The sequence below is a fragment of the Spinactinospora alkalitolerans genome (genome assembly GCF_013408795.1).
In the GTDB taxonomy this organism is placed as follows: domain Bacteria; phylum Actinomycetota; class Actinomycetes; order Streptosporangiales; family Streptosporangiaceae; genus Spinactinospora; species Spinactinospora alkalitolerans.
In genome coordinates this window covers 3207233-3232498 of record NZ_JACCCC010000001.1, presented here as the reverse complement: position 1 = coordinate 3232498, position 25266 = coordinate 3207233, and the positions used below count along the sequence as shown (strand labels likewise).

Below are 25266 nucleotides of genomic sequence, written 5' to 3'. Positions count from 1 at the left end.
CACGGCGGTCTCCCCGGTGGATGGGGCGACAAGAGAGACCGTAGCAGATGGTTTTGCAGTAGACGATATTTCTGTTTCCGCTACCTCTCCCGCCGGCGCGCCCGCCGCACCGTCCCGGAGTCCTCGGCCGGCGTGGCCAGGTGCCCGGTGGCCAGGCGGTCCAGGGCCCGCAGGAAGACCTTCCGCTCGTCCTCGGGGAGCGCCGCCAGCGCCTGCTCGTGCACGCGGTCGACGATCTCCTGGCTCCGTTCGGCGACCCGCGCGCCCTCTTCGGTGACGGCGATGATCCGGGCCCGCCGGTCCTTCGTGGAGGGGCGGCGCTCGGCGAGGCCGGCCTTCTCCAGGGCGTCGACCGTCACCACCATCGTGGTCTTGTCCATGTCGCCGATCTCGGCGAGTCGGATCTGGGTGCGCTCCTCCTCCAGGGCGTGGACCAGTACGCAGTGCATGCGCGCCGTGAGCCCGATCTCGGCGAGCGCCGCCGACATCCGGGTCCGCAGGACATGACCGGTGTGGTCCAGCAGGAACGACAGGTCCGGTTCGGTGCGAGCGGGGGCCATGGCGGTCATGCCCGCCAGCATAGCGATCCGGTCCGTTGCGGATCATCCGCAAGAGTGCTCGGAGCGCGCCCTGGGGGAGGGGCGGGCGTTCGGCCTGGCCTCGGCGGCGGGAGGCGGCGGCTCGGCCCCCCGGCGATGATCCCGCTGATCGGATCCCCTTGACAGGAGAAATGTGGGATGTCTTGATTATAACGGTTAACATAAAATGCTCGCATTGTGACGGATGGTCATGAATGTGAGCCCGACGAAGGGACTTTGATGCGTCGACCTCGTCACCTGGCCGCTCTGGCCGTTCCGGCCGCTGCGGCCCTCGTCCTCCCCGTCCTGATGGCCTCACCCGCGTCGGCCGAGCCGACCAACGCGAACTGCGGGACGCAGACCGGTGACACCGGCACCGCGTCCTGGACCGACCACGCCGAGCTGGAGCGTGAGCTCACCGGCCTGGAGAAGCGCTCGGACGGAGTCCTGCAGGTCGACGTCATCGGGCAGTCCAACCAGGGCCGTGAGATCTGGTCGGCCCGGGTGGGGGAAGGCGACAAGGTCATCCTGGTCCAGAGCGAGATCCACGGCAACGAGAAGACCGGCACGGAGGCGCTGCTGAATCTGCTCCGGACGATGTCCGGCCGCACGCCGCAGGCTCAGGAGTGGCGCGAGGCGGTCACCCTGGTCGCCGTCCCGAAGATGAACCCCGACGCCGCCGAGCTCGACCGCCGCGGCAACGACCGCTCGTGGGAGGAGGTCGTCGAGGACTTCCCGCAGCTCGCCGGCTCCCAGCCCGCTTGGAACTACTACGACCGCGCCCGCCAGGGCGATGACTACGCGGCCGACCCCGGCTTCGACGTCAACCGCGACTTCCACCCCGATCTGGACTACGTGCCCCGACCGGCGGACTTCCCCGGCTCCTCCAGCGAGCCGGGCTGGTACATCCACCCCGAGTCGCAGGCCGTCCGCGACCTCTACGTGGACCTGCACGGCGAGTTCGGCTCCGTCGACACATTCGTCGACCTGCACCACCAGGGGCCCTGCTACGAGGTCGAGGGCGGCGACGACCGGGTGACGATGTCGCTGTCGGGCAAGTTCGTCGACATCGGGAACCACGCCGAGTACGCCGAGGACTACGACCTCGACTACTCGAAGCAGCTCACCCTCGCCGCCTACGACGAGCTGCAGCGCGGCGAATCCCCCTTCGGCAACCTGACCCTCTACCCCCAGGACATCGACCTGCCGGGGACGGCGCTGGGCTCCTTCGCGCTCAACGGTTCGGGAACGGTGCTGTTCGAGGTCCGCGGCCAGACGCAGAGCTGGGGGGCCAAGATGCGCGGCCAGCTCGTGTCAACGGTCGAACGCGGCCTGGTCGGGATGGTGGACGCCGTCGCCGACGGCTCGGTCGAGCAGGCCGACCCGGCCCGCTACGACGACATCCCCGAGACGGTCCGGTGAGTCGGAACGGAACGGTCGAGGAGTGATCTCCCGCCCGCACCGGCCCGTTTGAAGTCCTGACGGGATGGCGTGCCCCGCAGCGGGGCACGCCATCCCGTCCACCCCCGCCGCCCCTCAGCAGCGGTGCGGGGAGCCCCGCTCCGACTCACCGTGCCACCAGTACCGGTCGTCGGCGGCCGACGCCAGGGGTTCGCGCACCGACGTTCCTCCCGGACCTCCGGTGGTCCGCGCGCCCCGGGTGGGTGCGGCGCCGCCGCCGAAGGGCTCCATCAGCTCCTCGACCGTGTGCACCTCGCCGTTGGCCACCACCATCCGCACCGCCGCGACCGCCGCGATGTCGGAGAGCGGATCGCCCTCGACCAGCGCGAGGTCGGCGAGCCGCCCCGATTCGACCGTGCCCAGGTCATCGCCCAGCCCCAGCCACCGCGCCGTGGCGCCGGTCGACACCATCAGCGCCTCCCTGGGGGTGAACCCGTGGCGCACCATCGCGCGCATGTTCTGGTGCAGGCTGATCGCGATGTTGTCCAGCGGCGCGTCCGTCCCGCCGATCACCGTCCCCCCGTTGCGGTGGATCTCCAGCAGCATGGCGACGTTGCCCTTCAGCGCCTCCTCGACCCGCCTGGCGGCGGGCGTGCCGCTCCCGGCGGCCTCGACCTTGTCCCGCAGCGACCGGTACTCCCACTCCGGGAAGAACGCGCGCGTGCGCTCGTCGTCGGCCAGCGAGGTGTCCTCGGCGTACATCGCCTGGGAGGTGAAGAGCGTCGGGGTGATGGACATCCCCGACTTCGCGAACAGCCCCGTCGCATCGGCGTAGGACCGCCCCAGCAGGCTGACGGTGTGGGAGTAGCCCAGCCGGTTGGTCGCGCCGGTGTGCTCCATGCCGTCCATGCCCAGCCGCACCGCCGGGTAGAGGTAGTGCGAACTGAGCGGCAGGTCCTCGGCGTGCGACTGGGCGACCGCGCTCCTCTGCAGCGCCACGGGCAGCCGGACATAGGTTTTGACCAGGTCGTAGTCGAGATCGACGGCGCGGCCGAGCTCGAGTCCGAGCTGCTCCTCGTCGCGGGTGGGGCGCATGAAGTTGTAGTAGACGCGGGTGCCGTCGATCGCCTCGCCGGTCGCGAAGTAGCGGGGGCCGCGGACCCTCCCCGCGTCGAGCGCCTCCCGGGTCTCCAGCATCTGGTAAACCGGATCGCCGGGCGAGCGCACGGTGGTGACGCCGTAGGCCAGCCACAGCGGTCCCTGCCGCGAGCCCCATTGGCGGCCGCGCAGGTGCCAGTGCACGTGCCCGTCGATGAGTCCGGGCATCGCCGTCAGGTGCGCGGCGTCGACGACCGTCGTGCCCTCCTCCCCGGTGCGGTCGGCGCGCTTCTCGACGGCCGCGATGCGGTTGCCCTCGATGACGATGTCGACGTCGCGGCGGAGCCTCTTCGCCTCGCCGTCCCACAGCGCGCCGACCTGGACGACGGTCCGCCCGCGCGGGCGGTTCCGCTTCCAGGTGAGCGGAACGGCCACCGTCTCGGGCTCTCCGCCCGCGGCCGCGATCCTGCGCAGCCGCCCGTTGTTCAGATACAGCAGCGCCGCGGAGTCCCCGCTCCAACTGGGGGCGTCCGTGGCCTCGGCGGTCAGCCGCCGGGCCTCGCCCGTGAAGGAGCCGTCGGCGGCCACGTCGACGGTCCACAGCACGCTCTCCATGACGAAGGCCATGCGGGAGCCGTCCGGGGACCACACCGGCCCGTCGTCGCCGCGGGTGGACAGGGACCGGTACGGGGCGGGCTCGATGTAGCGGGTCTCCCCGGATTCGAGGTCCACGGTGAGGATCTGGCTGGTCCCCTCGCGGAACCGGTCCGAGCGCGGTTTCACCGCGGCGAGCGCCAGTACCCTCCCGTCGGGCGACCACGTGGGCCGGCCGGGCTGGAAGAGGGCGGGCAGCACCTGCTGCGCGGAGTCGTCGTCGAGATGGTGGATCCAGGTGGCGCCGTCCTGGTCCTGGTAGGCGATGCGCCGCCCGTCCGGCGCCCATCGGGGCGTGATCTGGGCGCCGTCGAGATCGGTCAGCCGCTCGTCGGTGCCGTCACCGAGACGGTGCCGCCACAGCGCGGGGGCGCCCCCGCGGTCACTGGAGTAGACGAGTGAGCCGCCGTCGGGGTGCCAGTCGGGGTCGGAGGCGAACGAGCCGTCCTCGACGATCGCGCGCGGCCGCCCGCCGATGGGCATGACCCACAGCGCGCCCAGAGCGCGGAAGGCCACCTGCGTGCCGTCCGGGGAGAGCACCGGACCGGCGATTCCGCGCACCGGGTGGCTCGCCGTGTCGTCGGGGTCGCGGCGCGGGCCCCGGACCTCGGGCCGGCGGTAGGGCACGGAGGCCCGGAAGCCGATGTCGGAGGTCCGGCCCGAACCGACCTCGTGGACGCGCACGCGGCCGTCGGCGGTGTAGAGCACCCGGTCGGCGGCGGTCCAGGTCAGAGCGCCGACGAACACGTCCTCATCGCCGCTGACCGCCTCCCCGCCGACCATCAGCCGCACGGTGTCGGCGCGGGCCCGCACGTAGGCCAGGGTCTCGCCGTCCTCGGCCAGCACCGGGGAGAACACGGTGGTGTCCTCCTCCGCGGCGACCAGCTCGCGCGTCGCTCCGTCGAGGGAGGCGGCGTGCACGCTGTTCCCGCCGAGGGTGTGGACGACCTCCGCGCCGTCGGGGGACCAGCTGGGCGCCGCCGCGTCGGCGCCGGTCCCGGTGAGCTCGGTCAGCTTCTCGGATTCGAGGTCGTAGAGCCAGATGCCGTAGCCGTCGCCGCGGTCGGCGGCCAGGGCGATGGTGCCGCCGTCGGGTGAGAACCGCGGTTCGCGGTGGTCGTGGGGGCCGTCGGTCAGCCGGCGCGGCCGCCCGTCGGGGAGGTCGAGGACGTACAGGTGGTAGTTGCCCTCGCGGTAGCCCTGGAAGACCAGGCGCCCGGAGTCGGGCGCGAAGTGGGGCCGGGTGGCGTCCTGCAGGTCGCCGGTCAGCCTCCTGGCCCGGCCGCCGGTCGCCGGAGCCAGCCAGATCGAGGCGTACAGGTCGAAGGCGATCCACCGGCCGTCGGGTGAGGCGGTCGCGGAGATGTTCGTGCCCTCTGAGACGGTGAGTTTCGGCTCGCCCTCCGCCTCGGCGGGCAGCGGTGCGGCCGCCGCGGCGGGGGCGTCGAGAAGCCAGACGGCGCCGCCGGCCAGCGCGGTCCTGCCGGTCGCCGCGAACAGCTCGCGGCGGCCCAGCGGCCGCAGGGCGGCGCCGTGGTCGGCGGCGGGGTCGGCGGCGGGCTCGGGGGAGGGGTCGGGGGAGGGCGAGGTGTCGGGGGAGGGCGAGGTGTCGGGGGAAGGGGCGGGGGACGTCGGACGACGCATTCGGGCTCCGCAGGTTCGCCGGGCGATCCGTTACCCGAAAACCATCACCCAAGAGCGCTCCGTAATCAAGGAGGTCGCGCGCTCCGGCTCACCGACCGGCCCTCGCGCCCGCCGCCGGCCGGTGGGCTCACGGAAGCCGCAGTTCGCCGTTCACCCTCCTCGGGACGTCGAGCGGGTTCCCGTCGCGCAGCACCTCCGGGAGCAGGTGCTGGGGCACCTGCTGGTAGCAGACGGGACGCAGGAACCGCCGGATCGCGGTGCCGCCGACCGAGGTGTGCAGGACCGAGGTCGTCGCGGGGTAGGGGCCGCCGTGGTGCATGGCGTGCGTGACCGAGACGCCCGTGGGCCATCCGTTCCACAGGACGCGCCCCGCGCGCCGGCGCAGCCGGTCGAGCAGCGGCGCCGCCACCCCGTCGGATTCCTCGCCGTGAACGGTCGCGGTGAGCTGGCCCGGCAGGGCGTCGGCGATGCCGAGCAGTTCGGACTCCTCGGAGTAGGTGACCACCAGCGAGACCGGCCCGAAGCGCTCCTCCAGCAGGTCGTCGAGGTGCTCCAGGAACCGCCGCGCCGAGGTGTGCACCAGCGACGGCGTCCACGCGGTGCCGCCGTCGGCGCCGTCGGTGTCGACGGTGTCGTCGGAGGGGCCGCCCTCGACGAGCACCTCGACCGCGGGGTGGTCGGCCAGCGACCGCAGGCCCGCGGTGAAACCGCGCTCGATCCGCTCGTTGAGCAGTGCCGCGGCGGGGCGCCGCCGCACCGCTTCGGCCAGCGGTTCGAGGGCGGCGCCCTCCGGCAGCAGCAGGACGCCGGGCTTGGTGCAGAACTGGCCGGCGCCGAGGGTGAAGGAGTCGGCGTACTCCGCGAAGAGGCTCTCGCCGCGCGCGGCCGCGGCGGCGCGGGTGACGAAGACGGGGTTGGTACTGCCCAGTTCGCCGTAGAACGGGATCGGATCGGGGCGGCCCGCGGCGAGGTCGTGCAGGGCGCGGCCACCGGGGATCGAACCGGTGAAGCCCACGGCGCGGGTGCGCGGGTGCACGACGGCGCGCCGCCCGGTCTCCTCGCCCAGGACCACGGCGAACGTTCCCGTCGGCGCGCCGGCCTCCCGCAGCGCGCCGGCGACGATCTCGCCGGTGCGCACGGACAGCTCCGGGTGGCCCGGGTGCGCCTTGACGACCACGGGGTTGCCCGCGGCCAGCGCCGAGGCGCTGTCGCCGCCGATGACGCTGAAGGCGAAGGGGAAGTTGCTCGCGCCGAACACCACCACGGGGCCGATCGGCTCCAGCACGCGGCGCAGGTCGGGGCGGGGGCCGACGGGCCAGTCGGGGTCGGGTCCGTCGATGGCGGCCTCCAGGTAACCGCCGTCGTCGAGCACGTCGGCGAACAGCCTGAGCTGGAAGCCCGTGCGGGCGAGCTCCCCGCGCAGCCGCGCTTCGGCCAGGCGGGTCTCCTGCTGCGCGATCGGCACGAGTTCGTCGGCGGAGGCGTCGACGGCGCCGCTGACGGCGCGCAGCACGGCCGCCCGGTCGCGCGGGGCCAGTGCGCCGAACGGCTCGGCGGCCTCCGCGGCCGACTCCAGGACGCGGTCCAGTTCCGCCTCGGTCGTGTCCCGAGTGCTGGTCTCCGTCATCGTCGTCTCCCTTCGGGGTGGCGTGCGGTGGTCGCGCGGCGGCCTCACCCGGCGGCCCCGGTGGCCACGGGGAGCTCGAAGCGCGACGCCGCCGGCTGCCCGCGCTCTCCCAGCGGGGACATCTTCGGGGGTGCGGGGGTGCGGGCGAGGACGTCCAGTCCGATCCTGGCCCGGCGCACCCGCTCGCGGGCCGAGGCCACGACGGTGGCGCCGAGGTGCTCGCCCGACGGGTAGACGTCCGGGGCGTTGCGCAGTCCGAATTTCACGTAGACCGGTGCCGCCGCGCGGATGATCTCGGCGATCTCGTGGTGGCGCACGAACCCGCCGATGTTGTCCGGAGCCTCGACGTAGAAGTCCAGCGCCACCGGGCTCGACGCGCGCAGCTCCGCGAGCTGGTGCAGCGTCAGGTCCGATGGGACGTTCACCGTGTCGGCGCCGAGGAGCTCATGGACGCGCAGCGCCGCCGGGTTGGCCGGGGCCGCCATGACCGAGACCTTGAGCTGCAGGTCGGCCGGGAGGTCGCCGCGGCACCGCAGCCGGTGCAGCACCCACAGCAGGCCCTCGTCGGCCACCAGCAGGCTGCGCACGCCCAGGCCCGCGGCGCGCTCGGCCTCGGCCACGCCCGCGGCGAGCTGCGCGCCGCCCCTGCTGCGGGCCGAGACCGACCCGGCGGCGCTGGCGTGCGCGCCGCCGATGTCCCAGTTGGCGCCGGGACGCGCGAACAGGCACAGCTCGATGCCGGTCTCCTCGGCGGTCTGCACCATGGCCGTGATCTCGCCGTCGGTCAGCATGGTCACCCCCGACCCCTGGGAGACCCGGTGCACGGGCACCTCCCACTCGGCGGCGGCCTCGATGACCGCCGCCATCGCCCGGGGGCCTTCGACGCTGGGGATCTCCAGGCGCCAGGCGCCGCCGTCGGGGAAGGAGCGTGCGGACCCGGGCGGGTCGGCGGCGATGCCGGACACGCCGAGCGACTCCAGCGCGGAGCGGCCGGCGACGAAGGGGGAAGAGGCGTCGGTCATGATGTCCTAAATGTCGAACACAGTTCTTTATTTCGGATGTCAGCCTACGGCGACGCGCGGATCAGGGTCAACGCCGAGTGGTGCTCCACTGCCGGGAACCGGCCGGTGCGCACCCGGTCGAAAGGTGGTGATCTGTGCCACTTGTCGGCTTGACCCGCGCCGTGCGGCCGCTCTAGGCTACCGAAATAACAGACATAGTACGAAATATCGAACACATTGAACGCGTCGTGTTCGACCGTCCGCGCGAGCACCGGCGCCGGCCGCGTCGCCGCCCCCTCGGCGCGAACGGCCGGGCCGGCGCCGGGAAGCCCCCTCATCCCCGACCACGCCGCAGCCGCGAGGCGCCGAGCCCGGGCTCCGGACTCCCCCCCGATCGGGCGCGCCGACGCCGCGTCCCCAGCCCCAGACAGGTCCGTATCCATGGCAGACACCGCGAACCTCTCCGTGGGGTGGCTGATCGCCATCGCCGCGATCTCGATAGCCGTCCTGCTCTTTTTGATCATCAGAGTCCGCCTGCACGCCGTTCTGGCACTCATCCTGGTGAGCGCGGGGACGGCGCTGGCCACCGGGGTTCCGCCGGACGAACTGGTCCCCCTGCTCGTCTCGGGACTGGGCGACACGCTCGGGTCCGTCGTGCTGCTGGTCGGCTTCGGGGCCATGCTCGGCCGCCTCGTCGAGGTCTCCGGGGGTGCCAGGGTCCTGGCCGACGGGCTCCTGCGCCTCTTCGGGGAGAAGCGGGCGCCGCTGGCGCTCAGCGTCACCTCGCTGCTCTTCGGGTTCCCGATCTTCCTCGACGCCGCCTTCGTCGTGATGCTCCCGATCATCTTCTCGGTCGCCCGCAGGCTCGGCGGATCGGTCCTGCTCTACGCGCTGCCCGCGACCGGTGCGTTCCTGGTCATGCACTCGCTGCTGCCGCCGCATCCGGGTCCGGTCGCCGCGACCCAACTGGTCGGCGCCGACGTGGGCGTCGTGGTGCTCACCGGCCTGCTGGTGGGGGTGCCGACCTGGTACGTCAGCGGGTACCTGCTCGGCCGGTGGCTGGGGCGGCGCGTCGACCTCCCGGTCCCCGCGATCCTCGGCGGCTCCTCGCCCGAGGAGGACGACGAACTGGGGCCGCCGCCGCGGATCTCGGTGCTGCTGTTCCTGCTGCTGCTGCCGCTGGTGCTGATCTTTCTGAACACCGGCATGTCGACGCTGGCCGTGGCCGGCGCCGTCGACCCCGAGGCGGTGTGGGTCCAGGTCCTGCAGGCGGTCGGGCAGGCCCCGGCCGCGCTGCTGATCACGGTCCTGGCGGCCCTCTGGCTGCTGGGATGGCGCCGGCGGCACGGCGGGGACGTGCTCGAACGGATCATCGACCAGGCGCTCGCGCCCGTCTGCACCATCATCGTGCTGACCGGCGCCGGCGGGATGTTCGGGGCGGTGCTGAGCGAGAGCGGCATCGGCGACGCGCTGGCGCAGAGCCTCGACCGCATGGGCCTGCCGGTGATCCTCGCGGCGTTCCTCATCTCGGTGGCCATGCGCGTGGCCCAGGGGTCGGCCACGGTGGCCGTGACGACCGCGGCGGGGCTCATCGCCCCGGCGATCGAGGCGGCGGGCGGGTTCTCCCAGTTCGAGCTCGCGCTGGTCGTCCTGGCGATGGCGGCCGGGTCCATCATGCTCTCACACGTCAACGACTCCGGGTTCTGGCTGGTGCGCGGCTTCCTGGAGATGGACACCAAGACCACGCTGAAGACCTGGACCGTCCAGGCGACCGCGGTCGGCCTGATGGCCTTCGCCCTGGTCTGCGTGCTCTACCTGCTGTTCTGAGGCCGGAGGGGCTCTGCGCGGGCGCGCTCACCCGCGGGAGCGCCAGCCCAGCGCCGAGGAGAACCGCCGCGCGCCGTCGGCGACGAGTTCCTCCAGCTCCCCCCGGAGCGCGTCGGACCAGCGGTGCAGGGGCACGGAGATGCTGAGGGCCGCGACCACCTGGTCGGTGCGGTCGCGCACGGGCGCGGCCACGCAGCACACGTCGGGGTTGGACTCGCAGATCTCGACGGCGGTCCCCGAGGCGCGGACCCCCTCCAGCTCCTCCAGGAGCCGGGGGAGCCCGGTGATGCTGCGGGAGGTCATGGCCTCCAGGGGCGCGTCGCCGAACCGGTCGCGCAGTTCGCGTTCGGGCAGCGCCGACAGCAGGGCCTTGCCCAGCGCGGTGCAGTGCGCCGGAACGCGCGCGCCCAGGGCCGAGACCATGCGCACCGCGTGCGAGCTCTCGACCTTCGCGATGTAGACCACGTGGACGTGGTCGAGCACGGCGACGTGCACCGTCTCGTTGCACGCCTTGACCAGCTCCTGGGCGACCTGGTGGCCGACCTTGGCGGTGTCCAGCCGCTCGGCGTAGGCGCTGCCCAGCCGGAAGAGCTGCAGGCCCAGCTGGTAGCGCCCGGGGACCTCGGACTGGCGTAGGTAGCGGCGGTCGACGAGCGTGTGCAGGAGCTCGTGCGCCGTGGTCCTGGGCAGGCCGAGCTCCTCCACCACCTCGGGCGCGCTGATCGACTCCCGCCCGTCGGTGAAGAGCTCCAGGATGTCCAGACCCCGCAGGAGGGCGGGTGTGCGGCGGGCCATCTGCTTGCTGTCCTCCCCATGGGCGCGGCGGATCGCTGACCAAGGCTAGCCGGTGCCCCGGCCTGTTGACGCCGGACGTCGCGCGTTCCCAATCTATGCGAAAAATCGAACAGAGCCCGATATTTCGAATCATAACATGGGAGCGCGAATGAAGATCACCGAAGCCGAGACCTTCGTCCTCGGCACCCCGTGGCGGGATCTCACCCACGTCCGCGTCGCCACCGACGAAGGGCTCACCGGCGTCGGTGGGACCCGGACGCCGGGCCACACCCGGGCGCTCCTCGACGTCGGCGGCCGCGACCGACTTCAAGGTCCAGGAGAACTTCGACTTGGGTTTCGACCTCGATCGCCGGGTTTGAGGCTCAGCCCAAGGAGGGGGCGCGGCGGCCGGCCCCCTGCACACCCGATCCTCGAATATCGATGAGGCGCCCGCGGCCCCGCGGCCGGGGCGCGGCCGCATCCGGTGCCCGTACTGCCGGATGCGGCCGCGCCCCGTGCCGCGTCAGTGCGACTCGCGCGGGACCTCGTGGCCGCTCGACCCCACGAGGAAGTCCAGGTCGGCCCCTCGGTCGGCCTGGAGGACGTGGTCGCAGTACAGGCGGGTCCAGCCGCGCTCGGAGTGCGGCCGCGGCGGGGTCCAGGCGGCGCGGCGGCGGTCGAGCTCGGCGTCGTCGACCTCCAGGGTCAGCCGGCGCGCCGGGACGTCGAGGGTGATCTCGTCGCCGTCGCGCACCAGGGCCAGCGGGCCGCCGACCGCGGCCTCCGGCGCCGTGTGCAGCACCACCGTCCCGTAGGCGGTGCCCGACATGCGCCCGTCGCAGATCCGCACCATGTCGGTCACCCCCTGCGAAAGGAGCCGGGACGGCAGCGCGACGTTGCTGACCTCCGGCATCCCCGGGTAGCCGACCGGGCCGCAGTTGCGCAGGACCAGCACGGTGTCGGCGTCGACGTCGAGGTCGGGGTCGTCGGCGACCGCGTAGTACTCCTCCGGTGAGTCGAACACCCGCGCCCGGCCGCGGTGGACGAGCAGGTGCGGGCTCGCGGCGGACTGCTTGACGACGGCCCCGCCCGGAGCGAGGTTGCCACGCAGCACGGCGGTGCCGGTCCCGGCCGGCTGCAGCGGGTCGTCGAAGGGCCTGATGACCTCCCGGTCGTGGCACTCGGCGGCCCCCGCGCGCGCCGCGGCCCCGATGGGCTCGCCGGTGACCGTGGGCGCCTCGGTGTGCAGCAGGTCGCCCAGTTCGGCGACGACGGCGGGCAGGCCGCCCGCGTAGCAGAAGTCCTCCATCAGGAAGCGCCCGCTGGGCATCAGGTCCAGCAGCGTGGGCACCTCCCGCACCAGCGCGTCGAAGTCGTCGAGCGCCAGGTCCACGCCCAGGCGCCCGGCGACGGCCAGCAGGTGGATGACCGCGTTGGTCGACCCGCCGATGGCCGCGTTGATCCGGATGGCGTTCTCGAACGCCTCGCGGGTCATGATGGAGGAGGGCCGCACGTCCTCCTCGACCATCGCGACGATGCGCCGGCCCGCCCGCTGGGCCGCGGCGTAGCGCCGCGCGTCCACCGCGGGCCACGTCGCGGCGAACGCCGGCTGCATCCCCAGCGCCTCGGCCATGCAGGCCATGGTCGAGGCCGTCCCCATCGTCATGCAGTGCCCGTTGGAGCGGGACATGCACGACTCGGCGAACGCGCAGTCGGCCTCCGACATCCGCCCCGCGCGCACCTCCTCCTCGAACTTCCAGACGTGGGTGCCCGAACCGATGTCCTCCCCGCGGAACTTGCCGTTGAGCATCGGCCCGCCGGTGATCATGAGGGAGGGGAGGTCGGTGCTCGCGGCCGCCATCAGCAGCCCCGGAGTCGTCTTGTCGCACCCCGACAGCAGCACCGCACCGTCGAGCGGGTTGGCCCGCATCAGCTCCTCGGCCTCCATCGCCAGCAGGTTGCGGTAGAGCATGGCGGTGGGGCGCAGCACCGTCTCGCCCAGTGCCATCACCGGGAACTCCAGTGGGAAGCCGCCGGCCTGCCACACCCCGCGCTTGACCGACTCGGCCACCCGGGACAGGTGGGCGTTGCACGGCGCCAGCTCCGAGCCCGACACGGCGATGCCGATGACCGGGCGGCCGTCGAAGACCTCGTCGCTGAAGCCCTGGTTGCGCATCCAGGACCGGTAGATCATGCCGGAGCGGCCGCCGGCGCCGAACCAGTGGGCGCTGCGTCGGCCGGAGCCGTTCTCCGGTGCGGTCGTCATCGTTGATCTCCTCTGCGGCATCGCGCCGTGTCGGGACGGGCGCGGGCGTCGGGCCCGCGAGGGGCGTCGGGCCCGCGGCGGCCCGATCTGTTCAGTATGTTGAATCCGGAATGAGGTTCTGAATGGAGAGAGGGGCGATCGTGGAAAGCGAGCGTTCGCTGGCGCCGGCCGTGACCCGGGCGGCGGCCATCCTGGACGTGCTCGCCGAGCAGCGCGGCCAGGCGGTCGGACTGGCCGAACTGGCCCGCAGGCTGGGGGCGGCCAAATCCTCGGTCTCCAACATCTGCAACGCGCTGGTCGACTCCGGGCTGCTGCGCCGCACCCCCGAAGGGTTCGGCCTGGGGCGGCGGCTGGTCGGCTACGCCGAGGCCTACCTGGCGGGCGTCGACATCGTCCGCGAGTTCCAGGACGTCTGCCGCTCCCGCGGCGCTTCGGTGGACGAGACCGTGCAGCTCGCGGTCCTGAGCGAGGCCGGTCTGGAGGTCGTCTACCTGGCGCGGCGGGACGGCCGCCGCCCGGTCGTCCTGGCCTCGCAGATCGGCCGCCCGCTGCCGGCGACGACGACCGCCACCGGCAAGGCGATGCTGGCCGAGCTCTCCGCGCCGGAGCTGGCGGCCCGGCTGGAGGGCGCGGCCCCGCTCCCGCGCCTGACGCAGAGGTCGATCACCGACGCCGGCGAACTGCGGCGCGACCTGGCCGCCGTCCGCGACCGCGGCTACGCCCTCGACGAGGGGGAGACCGTCGAAGGGCTGCTGTGCCTGGCGGCGACCGTGCCCGGCACGGCGTCCCGGGGCCAGGCGGCCGCGGTGAGCTTCACCGGCCTGGCGGCCGGGTTCTCGGCGCGGCGCCAGGAGGAGCGCGCCGCCGAACTGCGGGCGCTGGCCCGTGAGCTGGGCGCCAGGATGGGGGCGCCCGACGCGGGGTGAGGCGGTGCGGCCCCGCCCGTTCACGGGGCCTCCGAGGCCGTGGCGTCGATGGTCGCGGGGATGCTCGGCGTCATCGTCTGGGCACCGTCCTGATCCAAGTCGTTCAGTATGCGGAACGGTAGACAGCATGCTGAAAAGGACGGTAGGCCGGAAACGTGACATGGGTCAAGTTCTCGCGCAATACGGATGTACGCGGGCGCGGCGCGGATGTTACGTTCAGCATCATGGTCGGTGTTCTGCATGTTGTACGCGAAGTGGAGGAGGTGCCCCGGCGCCTCGCCCCGTGCCCCGCACGCATCGGCGGCTCCGCCGCGCCCGGTCCGGCCCGGGCCCGGCTCGGTGGCGCGCCGGCGCGGGCGGCCTCCGCGGCGCCGATGGGGCGGGCCGGCCTTCGACCGGAACAGACGACGGACTTCTCCGGTCCCTCCGGGATCCGGGACGAAAGGTGCTGACCGTGGACGGGATCCTGCGCTTCGCCGACGCCGAAGGACGCGTGCGCGTCGGACTGTGCGACGACGAGGAAGGCGCGCTCCGCGCGGTCACCGGCGTGGACAGCGTGGCCGACCTGCTCAGGTCGCCACTGGCCGAGCTGCGGGAACGGGTCCTGGCCGCGTCCGGGCAGCGGCCTGTCGGGCGCCTGGAGGACGTCGCGGTGCTGCCGCCCGTCGACGGCGACACCGAGGTGTGGGCCGGCGGCGTGACCTACGAGCGCTCCCGTGAGGCCCGGGGGGAGGAGAGCGACAGCGCCGACCTCTACGATCGGGTCTACGCGGCGGAGCGCCCCGAGCTGTTCTTCAAGTCGGTGGCCTGGCGGGTGGTGACCGACGGCGAACCGATCGCGGTCCGTGCCGACTCGGTGCTCGACGTCGCGGAACCGGAACTCGCCCTGGTGGTCAACGCCCACGGAGAGGTCGTCGGCTACTGCGTGTGCGACGACGTCAGCTCGCGGTCCATCGAGGGCGAGAACGCGCTGTACCTGCCGCAGGCCAAGGTGTACGCGGGAGGCTGCGCGCTGGGGCCGGTCATCCGACCGGTGTGGGAGGTGCCCGACGTCCGCGCCGAGCGGGTGCGGATGCGCATCGACCGCGGCGGGGAGAGCGTGTTCTCCGGCGAGGTTCCCCTGACCGCCATGCGCAGGGACCCGGCGGAACTGGTGTCGTACCTGTTCCGCTGCCACCCCTTCCCCGACGGCGCCGTGCTCGCGACGGGCACCGGGATCGTCCCGAGCATGGAGTTCTCCCTGCAGGCCGGCGACGTCGTCGAGATCGGCATCAGCGGGGTGGGCTCCCTGCGCAACCCGGTGGTGCGGGGATCGCAGGCTCTGGACTGGCTGGTCGAGGCCCGGCGGCACCCCGCCCTGCGCCGGCGCGCCGAGCAGACGGCCGGGTGAGGCCACGGCGGTGGCCGGGGCGGTGCGGGCCGTGGCACCGTGAAGGCGCGGGGGTCTTCGGGTCTCTGCGCCACCGCGCGAACGCCGTGCGCGGTCCGGTCCGACGTGGGGAGTCCTGATGCATGCTCGCGCCCGGCGGGGGCGGCCCGATGTCCGCAGGGGCGGCGGGGCCGGGCTCGCGCTCACCGCCCTGTGCGCGCTGACCGCGTGCGGCGCGGCGGCGGGCTCCGGTGTCGGGTGCACCATGCCGGCGGCCGTGGTGGGGGTGTCCCTCGACGTCGAGGAGTCCGACGCCGCCGGGGTGGCCGAGGCCGCCATGGAGGTGTGCTGGGACGGTCGATGCCGGGAGCCCGAGGTCCTGCTCTCCCCGGCCACCTCGGCGCAGCCGGAGGAGTGCGAGGAGGGCCCGGACGGTGCGTGCGGCGCGTCCATGGTGCCCACCGGCGGACTGCACGGCATCGCCCAGGTGCCCGACCTGCCGGCCGAACCGGTCGAGGTGCGGGTCGTGCTCTCCGACCACGGCGGCCGGGATGTGCTGGACGAGCGGATCACGGTGACCCCGGAGATGATCCACAACGGCCCGGACTGCGGCGCGGACGGGCCGCAGGCGGGCGTCGTCGTCGAGGACGGCGGCCTGCGGGAGCGGGAGTAGGGCGCGACGCGGAAGGGGCGGCGAGCGCACTCGCCGCCCCTCCTCCTGCCCGACGCCGCGGTCCCTTATTTCACCGCGCCCATGGACAGGCCGCGCACCAGTTGGCGCTGGGCGATCCAGCCGACGATCACGATCGGCAGGGACGCCAGCGTGGCCGCCGCGCAGAGCTGGGCGAGGAACAGGCCCTCGCTGGTGATGAACCCGACCATGAACACCGGCACCGTCGCCGCCTGCACCGCGGTGAGGTTGACCGCGAAGAAGAACTCGTTCCACGAGAAGATCATGCAGATCAGGGCGGTGGCGGCGACGCCGGGCGCCATGACCGGCAGCATCACCGACCACAGCACCCTTGGCAGGCTCGCGCCCTCCAACTGGGCGGCCTCGATGACGCCCTTGGGGACCTCCAGGAAGAACGAGCGCAGCATCCACACCGCGATCGGCAGGTTCATGGCGGTGTAGAGGACGACGAGCGTCCAGATGTTGTCCAGCATCGCCACCTCGGCGGCAGCGACGTAGAGCGGCACCACCACGGCGACCACCGGCAGCATCTTGGTGGAGATGAAGAAGAACAGCACGTCCTGGGTGCGCTTGACCGGGCGGATCGACAGCGCGTAGGCAGCCGGCACGCCCAGCACCAGCACCAGGGCGGTGGAGGCCAGCGTCGCGATCACCGAGTTGCCCAGGTAGGGCAGGAAGTCGGCGGCCAGCACCGCCTCGAACTGCTCCAGGGTGGGCTCGAAGAACAACTTCGGCGGGGTGGTGGCCGCGTCGCCCTCCTGCTTGAACGCGGTCAGCACCAGCCACAGGGCGGGCGAGACGAACACCAGGCCGATGGCCCAGGTCAGTACGGTCAGCGCGATGCCGCGCGCGCCACCGGAGCGGCGGCCGCGCTCGGGCCGGCGGGGCGCGGGACGGGGCGCCGGCGCGGGGCCGCCGCCCGGGCGCGCGGGGGCTGCGGTGGTCACGAGATCCCCTCCTGGGCGGTCATGAACGAGCGGAAGATGAGCCGCAGCGCCAGCGTGGCCACGACGATGGTGCCGACGACCACGACGACGCCCATGGCGGCGGACTGGCCGATGTCGAAGCCGAGGAAGGTCCGCTGGTAGATGTAGAACGGCAGGTTGGCGCTTGCCGTGCCGGGACCGCCCTGGGTCATCATGTAGATGGTGTCGAAGGTGTTCACCACGTAGATCGATCCCAGCAGCACGCCCAGCTCGATGTAGCGGCGCAGGTGCGGCAGGGTGATGGCGACGAACATCTGCCACCGGCCGGCGCCGTCGACCTGCCCGGCCTCGATGACGTCGCGGCCCTGGCTCTGCAGGCCGGCCAGCACCAGCAGCATCATGAACGGGGTCCACTGCCACACAAGGGCGGTGACGACCGAGACCACCGGGTACTGCGACACCCAGTCGACGCCGCCCAGCCCGAACGGGGTGAGCAGGAAGCCGATCAGCCCGAACACCGGGTCGAACATGGCGTTCTTCCACAGCAGCGCGGTGGCCACCGGCAGCACCAGGAACGGGGTGATGAGCAGGGTGCGCACCACACCGCGGCCGAGGAACCTGCGGTCCAGCAGCAGCGCCAGCCCGATGCCCAGGGCCATGGCCACCAGCACGCACGCCGAGGTGATCAGCACGGTGTTGAGGGCCGCCGTGAGGAACTGGGCGTCGGTGAAGACCGCGGCGTAGTTGGCCAGCCCCACGAACGACTGGGAGCCGGGCCGCAGCAGGTTCCACGACTGCAGCGAGTAGAACACGGTGAACAGGAACGGGAGCTGGGTGACGAGCACCGTGAACACCAGTGCGGGCAGCAGCGGGGCACGGCGGGCCCAGCCCTGGGCGCGCTCCACCGCTTCGGGGCTGCGCCGGCGGGCGGCCGTGGCTGCGGCGCTCATCGGCTCTCCTCCTTGTAGGTGTCGCCCACGCTCTGGGCGTAGCGCTGGCTCTGCTCCAGCGCCTCCTCCACACTGATCTGTCCGGCGATGGCGGCGCTGAGCTGCTGGCTGACCCGGGTGCCCAGGTCCTGGAACTCCGGGATGGCCAGGAAGCCGATGCCGGTGTAGGGGACCGGCTGCAGCGTGGGGTTCCGCGGGTCGGCCTCCTCGATGCCGCGCCGCATGGGCTCGGCGTAGGCCTCGGCGGCCTCCGCGTACTCGGGGATCTCGAACGTCGACCGGCGGCTGCCGGGCGGCACCCGCTCCCAGCCGTAGGTCTCGCCGACGGTGCGGATGTAGTCCTTGTCGGTCATCCAGGAGACGAACCGCCAGGCCTCCTCCTTGTGCGGGGAGGAAGCGGGGACGCCCAGGGACCAGGTGTAGAGCCAGCCGCCGTAGTCGCTCTCGGCGACCGGGGCGGCGACGTAGCCGCTCTCGCCGACGACCGTGCTGGCATCGGGGTTCTCGGTGGTGCTGACCATGGCGGTGGAGTCGTAGAACATGGCCGTCTGGCCCTGGCTGTAGCGGTTCAGGCAGTCGCCGAACCCGCTGTTGGCCGCGCCGGGCTGGCCGTGCTTGCGGACCAGGTCCACGTAGAACTCCGCGGCCTCGCGGAACTCCGGCGAGTCGAGTCGGGCGTTCCACTCCTGGTCGTACCAGCGCCCGCCGAAGGTGTTGAGGACGCTGTTGAAGGGGCTGAGGACCTCGCCCCATCCGGCGAGGCCGCGCAGGCAGATGCCGGCGACCCCCGGCTCGACGCCGTCGAGCTCGGCGGCCAGCGCGGCGATCTCGTCCCAGGTGGGGTCGGCCGGCATCTCGACCCCGGCCTGCTCGAACAGGTCCTTGCGGTAGGCGACGAAGGACGACTCGCCGTAGAACGGCACCGAGTACATGTCGCCCTCGTAGGAGAGGTCCTCGCGGATCGAGGGCATGAAGTCCTCGTCGTCGTAGCCCTCGGTGGCGTCGATGCGCGGCTGCAGGTTCTCCAGCCAGCCGAACTCCGCCCACTGCTTGGTCTCGTAGTTGCTGATCATGACCACGTCGAACTCGCCGCCGCCCGTGGCGATGGACGTGGTGATCTTGGCGCGGGCCTCGTTCTCGGGCAGGGACACGAAGTCCACGTCGATGCCGGGATTGGCCTCCGTGAACCGCGACTGCAGTGATATGGCGTCCTGCATCTGCGGGTTGGAGACGATGGCGACGACCAGGCGGGTGCCTTCGTCGCCGCTCGCCGTCGCTCCGGCCCCGGCGCAGCCGGTGAGCAGCAGCGCCGCTGTGCTGAGCGCGGCGATCGGACGCAGTGGAATGCGCATCGGGTCGGTCCTCCTCGGCGAGGGCTTCGGGGGGCGGATGGTCACCGGCCGGCCCCGTCGGAGGGCGCGACCTGCACCTTCACGCCCGCCCCCGCGCGCATGAGGTCCAGTGCCGCGGGGAACTCGGCGAGCGGCAGGGCGTGGCTGAGCAGGGGCCCGGTCTGCACCGCGTCGGAGGCGAGCAGGTCGAGGGCCGCGCCGTAGCTGTTGAGGACCGCCATGGAGCCGACCACGGTGATCTCGTCGTTGTAGATGCGGAACGGGGACAGGTCGACGCGCGCGTCGTCGGCCGCGACCCCGAAGATGAGCAGCCGTCCGCCGCGCCGCAGCGAGGCGAAGGCGGCCTCGATGGCGGGCGGGGCCCCGGTGACGTCGACGGCGGCGTCGAAGCGCTCGTCGCCGAGGTCGGCGGTGTCGGTGGCGGTGGCGTGCGCGCCGAAGCCGGCGGCGATCTTCAGCCGGTCGGCGTTGCGGTCGACCATGGTGACCCGGGCCCCGCCCTGCTGCAGCAGCTGCTGCAGCAGCAGGCCCATGGTGCCCGCCCCGATGAGCAGGAACCGCTCGCCGGGGAACACCCCGATGCGGCGCACCCCGTGCACCGCGCAGGACAGCGGCTCGACGATGGCGCCCTCCCGGAAGGTCATCCCCTCGGGCATCCGGTGGCAGTTCGCGGCGGGGGCCGCCACGTACTCGGCGAACGCGCCGTCGACGGTGTCGCCGATGGCGCCCCAGTTGGCGCACAGGTTGCCCCGCCCCGCCCGGCAGAAGGAGCAGTGCCCGCAGAACAGTGACGGGTCGACGGCGACCCGGTCGCCCACCCGCAGCCCGCCGGGGGCGGCCGAGCCCACCGCGACGACCTCGCCGGCGAACTCGTGGCCGGGGACCAGGGGGTAGGGGCTGGGCGGGAACTCGCCGTCGGCGATGTGCAGGTCGGTGCCGCAGATGCCGCAGGCCCCGACGCGGAGCACGACCCCGTCGGGGGCCGGGGTCGGATCGGGGCGCTCTCCGATGCTGATCGTCCCTGGCTGCTCGATGATCGCTGCGCGCACGGTCGCTCCTCGCGGTTGGGCTCTCCACCGGCACGCCCATCGTGCTCATCTGAGCGGTGCCGGACACATCTGATTAACCTCATTGAAGACGTATCGGAAACCCGATGTCAACGTATGATTTACAAATGAGCATGGTGGCAATCACATGAGCGAAGCGGTGGACGGGCGTCCGGGCGCCGCCTCGGACGCATCGGCGAACGCCGAGAAGGCACCGGTCAAGGGGCCCGCGGAGCTGGTCCTGGTGTCGGCGATCGCGCGGCGCTTCTACCTGGACGGGCGCTCCAAGGTCGAGATCGGGGAGGAGTTCGGGCTGAGCCGGTTCAAGGTCGCGCGCGCCCTGGAGACCGCGCGCGAGACCGGCATCGTGCGCATCGACATCCGGCTGCCCACCCAACTGGACGCCGAGCTGTCCGACCGGCTGTGCGAGGCCTACGGACTGGACCGCGCCATCGTCGTGTCGACCCCCGAGGATCCCGGCGACACCAGCCGGCAGCTCGGCGCGGTCGCCGCCGACCTGCTCGGCGAGATCGTCGTCCCCGGCGATGTCCTCGGCCTGGCCTGGGGCAGGACGCTGCAGGCCATGGGGGCCGGGCTGACCAGGCTGGCCCGGTGCACCACCGTGCAGCTCAACGGGGTGCTCTCGGCCCGGGCCGACAGCGTGGGCTCGGTCGAGACGGTCCGCCGCGCCGCCCAGCTCTCGGGCGGTCCGGCCTACCCGATCTACGCCCCGCTGATCCTGCCCGACGCCGGCACCGCCCGCACCCTGCGCGCCGACCCCGGCATCGCCGAGGCCTTCGCCCACTTCGACCGGTTGACCAAGGCGGTGGTCGCCATCGGCGGGTGGGACGGGCGGTCGTCGACCGTCTACCAGGCCCTCACCCCGGACAAGCGCGAGCAGTACGCGTCGCTGGGGGTGCGCGCCGAGATGTCGGCGCAGCTCTTCGACGCCGACGGCGAGCAGGTCCGCACCGACCTGGACGACCGGGTGCTCAGTATCAGCGCCGCGCAGCTCCGGCGGGTGCCCGAGGTCATCGCCGTGGCCGGCGGCGAGCACAAGACCGAGGCGATCGGCGTGCTGCTGCGCACCGGGCTGCTCTCCACCCTGGTGACCGACTCCGCGGTGGCGCGCGGCCTGCTGGGGTGAGAGGGGCGGCTCCGCGCCTCCCCGGCGGGCGCAGAGCCCCGATCCGGCACGCACCGCGCGGGCGCGGGCGGCGGGAGCCCGGGTCAGCGCTGCGAGGCGGTGTTCCGGGTGTGCCGCACGACGCCGTCGCGCATCACCAGGCGGAGGTGGTGCTCGGGGTCGGCGAGCACGGAGACGTCGGCGAGCGGGTCGCCCTCGACCGCGATCAGGTCGGCGTGCGCGCCCGGGCGCAGCGTGCCGATCCGGCCCTCCAGGCCCAGCAGCCGGGCGGCGGTGCCGGTGGCGGCGCGCAGAACGTCCGGCGCGGGCTGCACCTGCGCGCGGATCGCGAACTCCTCGTTCTGGTGCGCCTGCATGGCGCCGAGCAGGTCGGTGCCGAAGACCAGGTTCACCCCGGCCTCGTGGGCCAGGCGCAGCGCGTCCAGTCCGCGGGTGAGGACGGTGTCGACCTTGGCCTGGCTCTCCGGCGGGAGCCCGTTGCGCGCGCCCTGCCGGGACAGCTCCCGATAGGTGACCAGGGTGGGGACGAGGTAGGCGTCGTTGTCCACGAACAGCCCGACACTGCTCTCGTCGATGAGGTTGCCGTGTTCGATGCAGCGCACGCCCAGGCGCAGGCCGCGGTTGACCGCCCGCGCGGTGTAGGCGTGCCCGGTGACGTAGCGGTTGGCGGCCTCGGCCTCCTCGACGACGGCGCGGATCTCGTCGTCGGCGGACTGCGTGGAGTCGATGCGGTCGGTGGGGGAGGCGACGCCCCCGGACAGCATGATCTTCACGTGGTGGGCGCCGGTGCGAAGCTGTTCGCGGGCGGCCCGGCGGAACTCGATCGGGCCGTCGCAGACGAGCCCGGCCCCGGGGCAGCACCCGTGCGCGTCGCGGCCGTGCCGGCCGCGGGGCCGGAAGTCGCCGTGGCCGCCGGTCTGGGACAGCGCCTTGCCCCCGAACAGCAGCCGCGGGCCGTCGAACAGGCCGTCGGCGATGGCGTCGGCGAGGCCGTGGTCGCCGCCGCCCACGTCGCGCACGGTGGTGAAGCCGCGGTGCAGCATGTCGGTGAGGGAGCGAGCGGCGTAGGCGGCCACATAGGAGGGGGACCGGTCGGATACGGAGCCGAGGTCGGCGCTGAGCGCGGTGGCGTGCACGTGCGCGTCGACCAGCCCGGGCAGCAGGCTCGCGCCGCCCAGGTCGATCACCTCGGCGTCGGCGCCGGGGGCCTCGCCCCGCCCGTGGTCGGCGATGAGCCCGTCCCTGACCAGGAGCCAGGAGTCGCCCCGGGTGGTCCCGGCCTCGGGGTCGACGAGGTTCGCGTTGGTGAACAGGGCGGATCGGGTGGTCATTGGCATACCTCCGAACGAAGTGCGCGTGGACGGCGCGGTGCGTGAGCGGCGCCTCATTTGCAATATATGTTGCAGGATGTGCGGGCGACCGACCGGGCGGTGGTATCGCTATGGGCGGAGGGCCCGACGAGGGGCCGACGAGGGGCCGAGGAGGAGGTCGGGATGCCGGACTGGATCGAGGAGGCGCTGGCCGGGGGCCGGCTGGGGCGGGCGAGCGAGCGCGTGATCCGGGTGCTGCGCGACGAGCCCAGGTTCGCCTCCTACGCCAGCACCGCCGAGCTGGCCGAGCGCGCCGACGTCAACGTGGCCACGGTGGTCCGGGCGGCGCAGCAGCTCGGCTTCTCCGGCTGGCCCGCGCTGCGCATCGAGCTGCGCTCGCGCTACCTGGCGTCGCTGAGCGCGGGCGAGGTGCTGGCCGAGCACGCCTTCTCCGACGCCGACCCGGTCCAGGCCGCGGTGCGCTCCGACCGCGAGAGCCTGCGCATGCTCTCGGCGACGCTCGACGCAGCGGCGGTGCGCGCCATCGCGGCCGGGATCCACGGCGCCCGGCGCACCATCGTGCTGGGGTCGGGTACGTTCGCAGCGCCCGGCCTGCAGCTCTCGCACGCCGCGGGGATCATGGGCTACGACGTGGAGATGCGCCAGGGCGGCGGGACCGGGCTGGTCAGCGACCTCTCCCGGATGGGAGAACGGGACCTGCTGGTGCTGTGCGACCTGTGGCGGCTGCCCCGGGCGATCCGCTCGGCGGCGCAGATCGCGGCGCAGCGGTCGGTGACGACGGCCGTCGTCACCGACCGCCGGGACTCCCCGCTGGTGGAGGGGGCCGCGCACGTGGTGCTGGTCCCCAGCGAGGGGGTGGGGATGTTCCCGTCGCTGACCGCGGTGATGGCGGTCGTGCACGCGGTGCTTGCGGAGCTGGCCCGCGTGGGCGGGGAGTCCGCCCTGCGCGCGGTCCGGGAGACCGAGCGGCTGTGGGAGCAGGCGGAGCTCTTCTGACCGATGTTCGACGATCGGGTCCGTACAGGGGTCGGCTGTCGAAGTGCGCGCAGCGCCGGCGGCACAGCAGGTCCGATTCCTGGAAGCCCCACCCCGCTCCGCGAACGCGGCGGTCAGAGTTCGATGAAGTGGAGTGATCTCCATCACAGCAAATGCAATAAGTGTTGCATGACGTGGCGCACACCTGCTTTCATCGACCGCGTTCAGCCGCCGTTCCCCTCCGACCCCGTTCCAAGGTGGTCCCCGTGCAAGCAGTCCATCTCGTCATCTTCGCCGTCTACCTACTGGCCATGGTGGGGGTGGCGGTGTATTTCAGCCGCTCGGCCAAGGTGGGCGGCGGCGACGACTTCATGTTCGCCGGCCGCAGCCTCTCGCGCCCGGTCATGATCGCCACGATGCTGGTCACCTGGGTCGGTTCGGGCACGATCATCGGCGGGGCGAACTTCGCCTACACCTACGGCCCGGTGGCCGGAATGATCTTCTTCGCCGGGACGCCCTGCGGCATCCTGGTGCTTCTCCTGGCCGCGCGCCGCATCCGGCGGGCCTCCCGCTACACCATCCCCGAGCTGCTGGAGGCGAGGTTCGGGACGGGGGTGCGCACGGTCGCCGCACTCGTCACGACGGTCGCCTACCTGGGCCTGGTCGCCTCGCAGTTCATCGGCGGCGGCTACGTCGTCAGCCTGGTCACCCCGCTGAGCGCCACCCAGGGCACCGTCCTCGTCGCCGTCGTGGTCACCCTGCTCACCGTCACCGGCGGCCTGTTCTCCGTCGCCTACACCGATTTCCTCTCCGCCATCGTGATCGTGCTCGGGCTGTTCGTCGCGCTGCCGCTGGTCTTCGCGGCGGTCGGGGGCCCCGGCGCGTACTGGGAGGGGCTGCCCGAGCAGGCGGCCACGGTCAGCGGCGGGCTGACCTGGCTCCAGATGCTCGGCTACTTCATGCCGCTGTTCCTGCTGCTGCTGGCCGACCAGAACATCTACCAGCGGCTGACGGCGGCCCAGGACGAGCGCACCGCGCGCTCCTCCACGCTCGGGATGTTCTTCTCCAGCTTCCTGGTGATCGTCCCCGTCGTCCTGCTGGCCTCGGCGGCGGCGGTGCTCATGCCCGGGATCAACGGCGACCTGTCCATCCTCAGCCTGGCCTCCGAGGGCCACCTCCCGGCCGTACTCGGCGGCCTGATCCTGGCGGGCGCCGTGGCCTTCGTGATCACCACAGGGTCGTCGTTCATGCTCTCCTGCGCCTCCAACATCACCTACGACCTGTGGGTGCGCTTCGCCCGCACGGAGGTGGGCGACCGTCAGCGGCTGCTCGTGCAGCGCGGGTCGGTGCTGGCCATCGCGCTCGTCGCGTTCGTGCTCGGGTTCTTCTTCCCCACGGTGCTGGACCTGCAGATGTACAGCTACACCGTCTACGGCGCGGCCATCACCCCGGTCGTGTTCGCGGTGCTGTTCTGGCGGCGTGCGACAACGGCCGGCGCGGTGGCGGCCCTGCTGGCCGGCGCGCTGACCACCATCGGATGGGAGGTCGCCGGCACCCCGGGGGAGCTCAACGGCGTGATCGCGGCGCTGCCCGCCGCGGTCGTCGCGCTGGTCGCGGTCAGCCTCTGCACCAGGGCGCCCGAAGCGGCGCGGCCCGCCCCCGCCCGATCGCGGGGGTGACCGC

At 72.8% G+C, this 25266-nt stretch carries 19 protein-coding genes; 8 read left to right on the top strand and 11 right to left on the bottom strand.

Annotated elements, in window-relative coordinates:
* Positions 1 to 80 precede the first annotated feature (80 nt).
* Complete coding sequence (locus HDA32_RS14365; protein WP_179643670.1) at positions 81 to 569, bottom strand: MarR family winged helix-turn-helix transcriptional regulator; 489 nt, start codon at positions 567 to 569, stop codon at positions 81 to 83.
* Positions 570 to 818: 249 nt separating this feature from the next.
* Between HDA32_RS14365 and HDA32_RS14360 the strand changes: the two genes are divergently transcribed.
* Positions 819 to 2000 carry a M14 family zinc carboxypeptidase gene (locus HDA32_RS14360; protein ID WP_179643669.1) on the top strand — a complete coding sequence of 394 codons (1182 nt, stop codon included), beginning with the start codon at positions 819 to 821 and terminating at the stop codon, positions 1998 to 2000.
* Between the two features lie 114 nt (positions 2001 to 2114).
* Here the strand turns inward: HDA32_RS14360 and HDA32_RS14355 are convergent, their stop codons facing one another.
* The 3 genes from HDA32_RS14355 to HDA32_RS14345 all read right to left on the bottom strand — a co-directional run bounded on the left by HDA32_RS14355 (position 2115) and on the right by HDA32_RS14345 (position 8024).
* Positions 2115 to 5375: an amidohydrolase family protein gene (locus HDA32_RS14355; RefSeq protein ID WP_179643668.1), complete on the bottom strand. Its 3261-nt coding sequence runs from the start codon at positions 5373 to 5375 to the stop codon at positions 2115 to 2117.
* Between the two features lie 127 nt (positions 5376 to 5502).
* Entirely contained in the window at positions 5503 to 7002 is a 1500-nt protein-coding gene (locus HDA32_RS14350; protein ID WP_179643667.1) for an aldehyde dehydrogenase (NADP(+)), read from the bottom strand.
* Positions 7003 to 7046: 44 nt separating this feature from the next.
* A complete protein-coding gene (locus HDA32_RS14345; RefSeq protein ID WP_179643666.1) occupies positions 7047 to 8024 on the bottom strand; it encodes a U32 family peptidase in 978 nt (325 codons plus the stop codon).
* 420 nt (positions 8025 to 8444) lie between these two features.
* Here HDA32_RS14345 and HDA32_RS14340 point away from each other — a divergent pair, with 420 nt between their 5' ends.
* Complete coding sequence (locus HDA32_RS14340; RefSeq protein ID WP_179643665.1) at positions 8445 to 9830, top strand: GntP family permease; 1386 nt, start codon at positions 8445 to 8447, stop codon at positions 9828 to 9830.
* Positions 9831 to 9857: 27 nt separating this feature from the next.
* On the opposite strand, the gene HDA32_RS14335 is transcribed toward HDA32_RS14340, so the two are convergent.
* Together HDA32_RS14335 and HDA32_RS14330 are read right to left on the bottom strand one after the other, a co-directional pair.
* Positions 9858 to 10625, bottom strand: coding sequence for an IclR family transcriptional regulator (locus tag HDA32_RS14335; protein WP_179643664.1), 768 nt, complete (start codon positions 10623 to 10625; stop codon positions 9858 to 9860).
* A gap of 502 nt (positions 10626 to 11127) precedes the next feature.
* The gene (locus HDA32_RS14330; protein ID WP_179643663.1) at positions 11128 to 12870 is read right to left on the bottom strand and encodes an IlvD/Edd family dehydratase; all 1743 of its coding nucleotides are present in this window, start codon (positions 12868 to 12870) and stop codon (positions 11128 to 11130) included.
* 140 nt (positions 12871 to 13010) lie between these two features.
* Here HDA32_RS14330 and HDA32_RS14325 point away from each other — a divergent pair, with 140 nt between their 5' ends.
* From HDA32_RS14325 to HDA32_RS14315, 3 genes are all read left to right on the top strand, one after another.
* Positions 13011 to 13796, top strand: a complete 786-nt coding sequence (locus HDA32_RS14325; protein WP_179643662.1) for an IclR family transcriptional regulator — start codon at positions 13011 to 13013, stop codon at positions 13794 to 13796.
* Between the two features lie 454 nt (positions 13797 to 14250).
* Positions 14251 to 15186, top strand: a complete 936-nt coding sequence (locus HDA32_RS14320; protein WP_179643661.1) for a fumarylacetoacetate hydrolase family protein — start codon at positions 14251 to 14253, stop codon at positions 15184 to 15186.
* A gap of 118 nt (positions 15187 to 15304) precedes the next feature.
* Positions 15305 to 15838 carry a hypothetical protein gene (locus HDA32_RS14315; protein WP_246334342.1) on the top strand — a complete coding sequence of 178 codons (534 nt, stop codon included), beginning with the start codon at positions 15305 to 15307 and terminating at the stop codon, positions 15836 to 15838.
* A gap of 65 nt (positions 15839 to 15903) precedes the next feature.
* On the opposite strand, the gene HDA32_RS14310 is transcribed toward HDA32_RS14315, so the two are convergent.
* Genes HDA32_RS14310 through HDA32_RS14295 form a run of 4 tightly spaced genes read right to left on the bottom strand, consistent with a single transcriptional unit; the run spans position 15904 to position 20133 of the window.
* The gene (locus HDA32_RS14310; protein WP_179643660.1) at positions 15904 to 16803 is read right to left on the bottom strand and encodes a carbohydrate ABC transporter permease; all 900 of its coding nucleotides are present in this window, start codon (positions 16801 to 16803) and stop codon (positions 15904 to 15906) included.
* A complete protein-coding gene (locus HDA32_RS14305; protein WP_179643659.1) occupies positions 16800 to 17732 on the bottom strand; it encodes a carbohydrate ABC transporter permease in 933 nt (310 codons plus the stop codon). The genes HDA32_RS14310 and HDA32_RS14305 overlap by 4 nt, the downstream gene beginning before the upstream one ends.
* Positions 17729 to 19084, bottom strand: a complete 1356-nt coding sequence (locus HDA32_RS14300; protein ID WP_179643658.1) for an ABC transporter substrate-binding protein — start codon at positions 19082 to 19084, stop codon at positions 17729 to 17731. The genes HDA32_RS14305 and HDA32_RS14300 overlap by 4 nt, the downstream gene beginning before the upstream one ends.
* Positions 19085 to 19125: 41 nt before the next feature.
* Positions 19126 to 20133 (bottom strand): zinc-dependent alcohol dehydrogenase family protein, encoded by a 1008-nt coding sequence (locus HDA32_RS14295; RefSeq protein WP_179643657.1) that lies wholly within the window; start codon positions 20131 to 20133, stop codon positions 19126 to 19128.
* A gap of 232 nt (positions 20134 to 20365) precedes the next feature.
* On the opposite strand from HDA32_RS14295, the gene HDA32_RS14290 reads away from it, so the two are divergent.
* Positions 20366 to 21277, top strand: a complete 912-nt coding sequence (locus HDA32_RS14290) for a sugar-binding transcriptional regulator (protein WP_179646695.1) — start codon at positions 20366 to 20368, stop codon at positions 21275 to 21277.
* Between the two features lie 83 nt (positions 21278 to 21360).
* On the opposite strand, the gene HDA32_RS14285 is transcribed toward HDA32_RS14290, so the two are convergent.
* Positions 21361 to 22614: a metal-dependent hydrolase family protein gene (locus HDA32_RS14285; RefSeq protein ID WP_376766962.1), complete on the bottom strand. Its 1254-nt coding sequence runs from the start codon at positions 22612 to 22614 to the stop codon at positions 21361 to 21363.
* Positions 22615 to 22770: 156 nt separating this feature from the next.
* On the opposite strand from HDA32_RS14285, the gene HDA32_RS14280 reads away from it, so the two are divergent.
* Both HDA32_RS14280 and HDA32_RS14275 read left to right on the top strand, forming a co-directional pair.
* Positions 22771 to 23604, top strand: a complete 834-nt coding sequence (locus tag HDA32_RS14280) for a MurR/RpiR family transcriptional regulator (protein WP_179643655.1) — start codon at positions 22771 to 22773, stop codon at positions 23602 to 23604.
* A 245-nt stretch (positions 23605 to 23849) separates the two neighbouring features.
* Entirely contained in the window at positions 23850 to 25262 is a 1413-nt protein-coding gene (locus HDA32_RS14275; protein WP_179643654.1) for a sodium:solute symporter family protein, read from the top strand.
* Positions 25263 to 25266 lie beyond the last annotated feature (4 nt).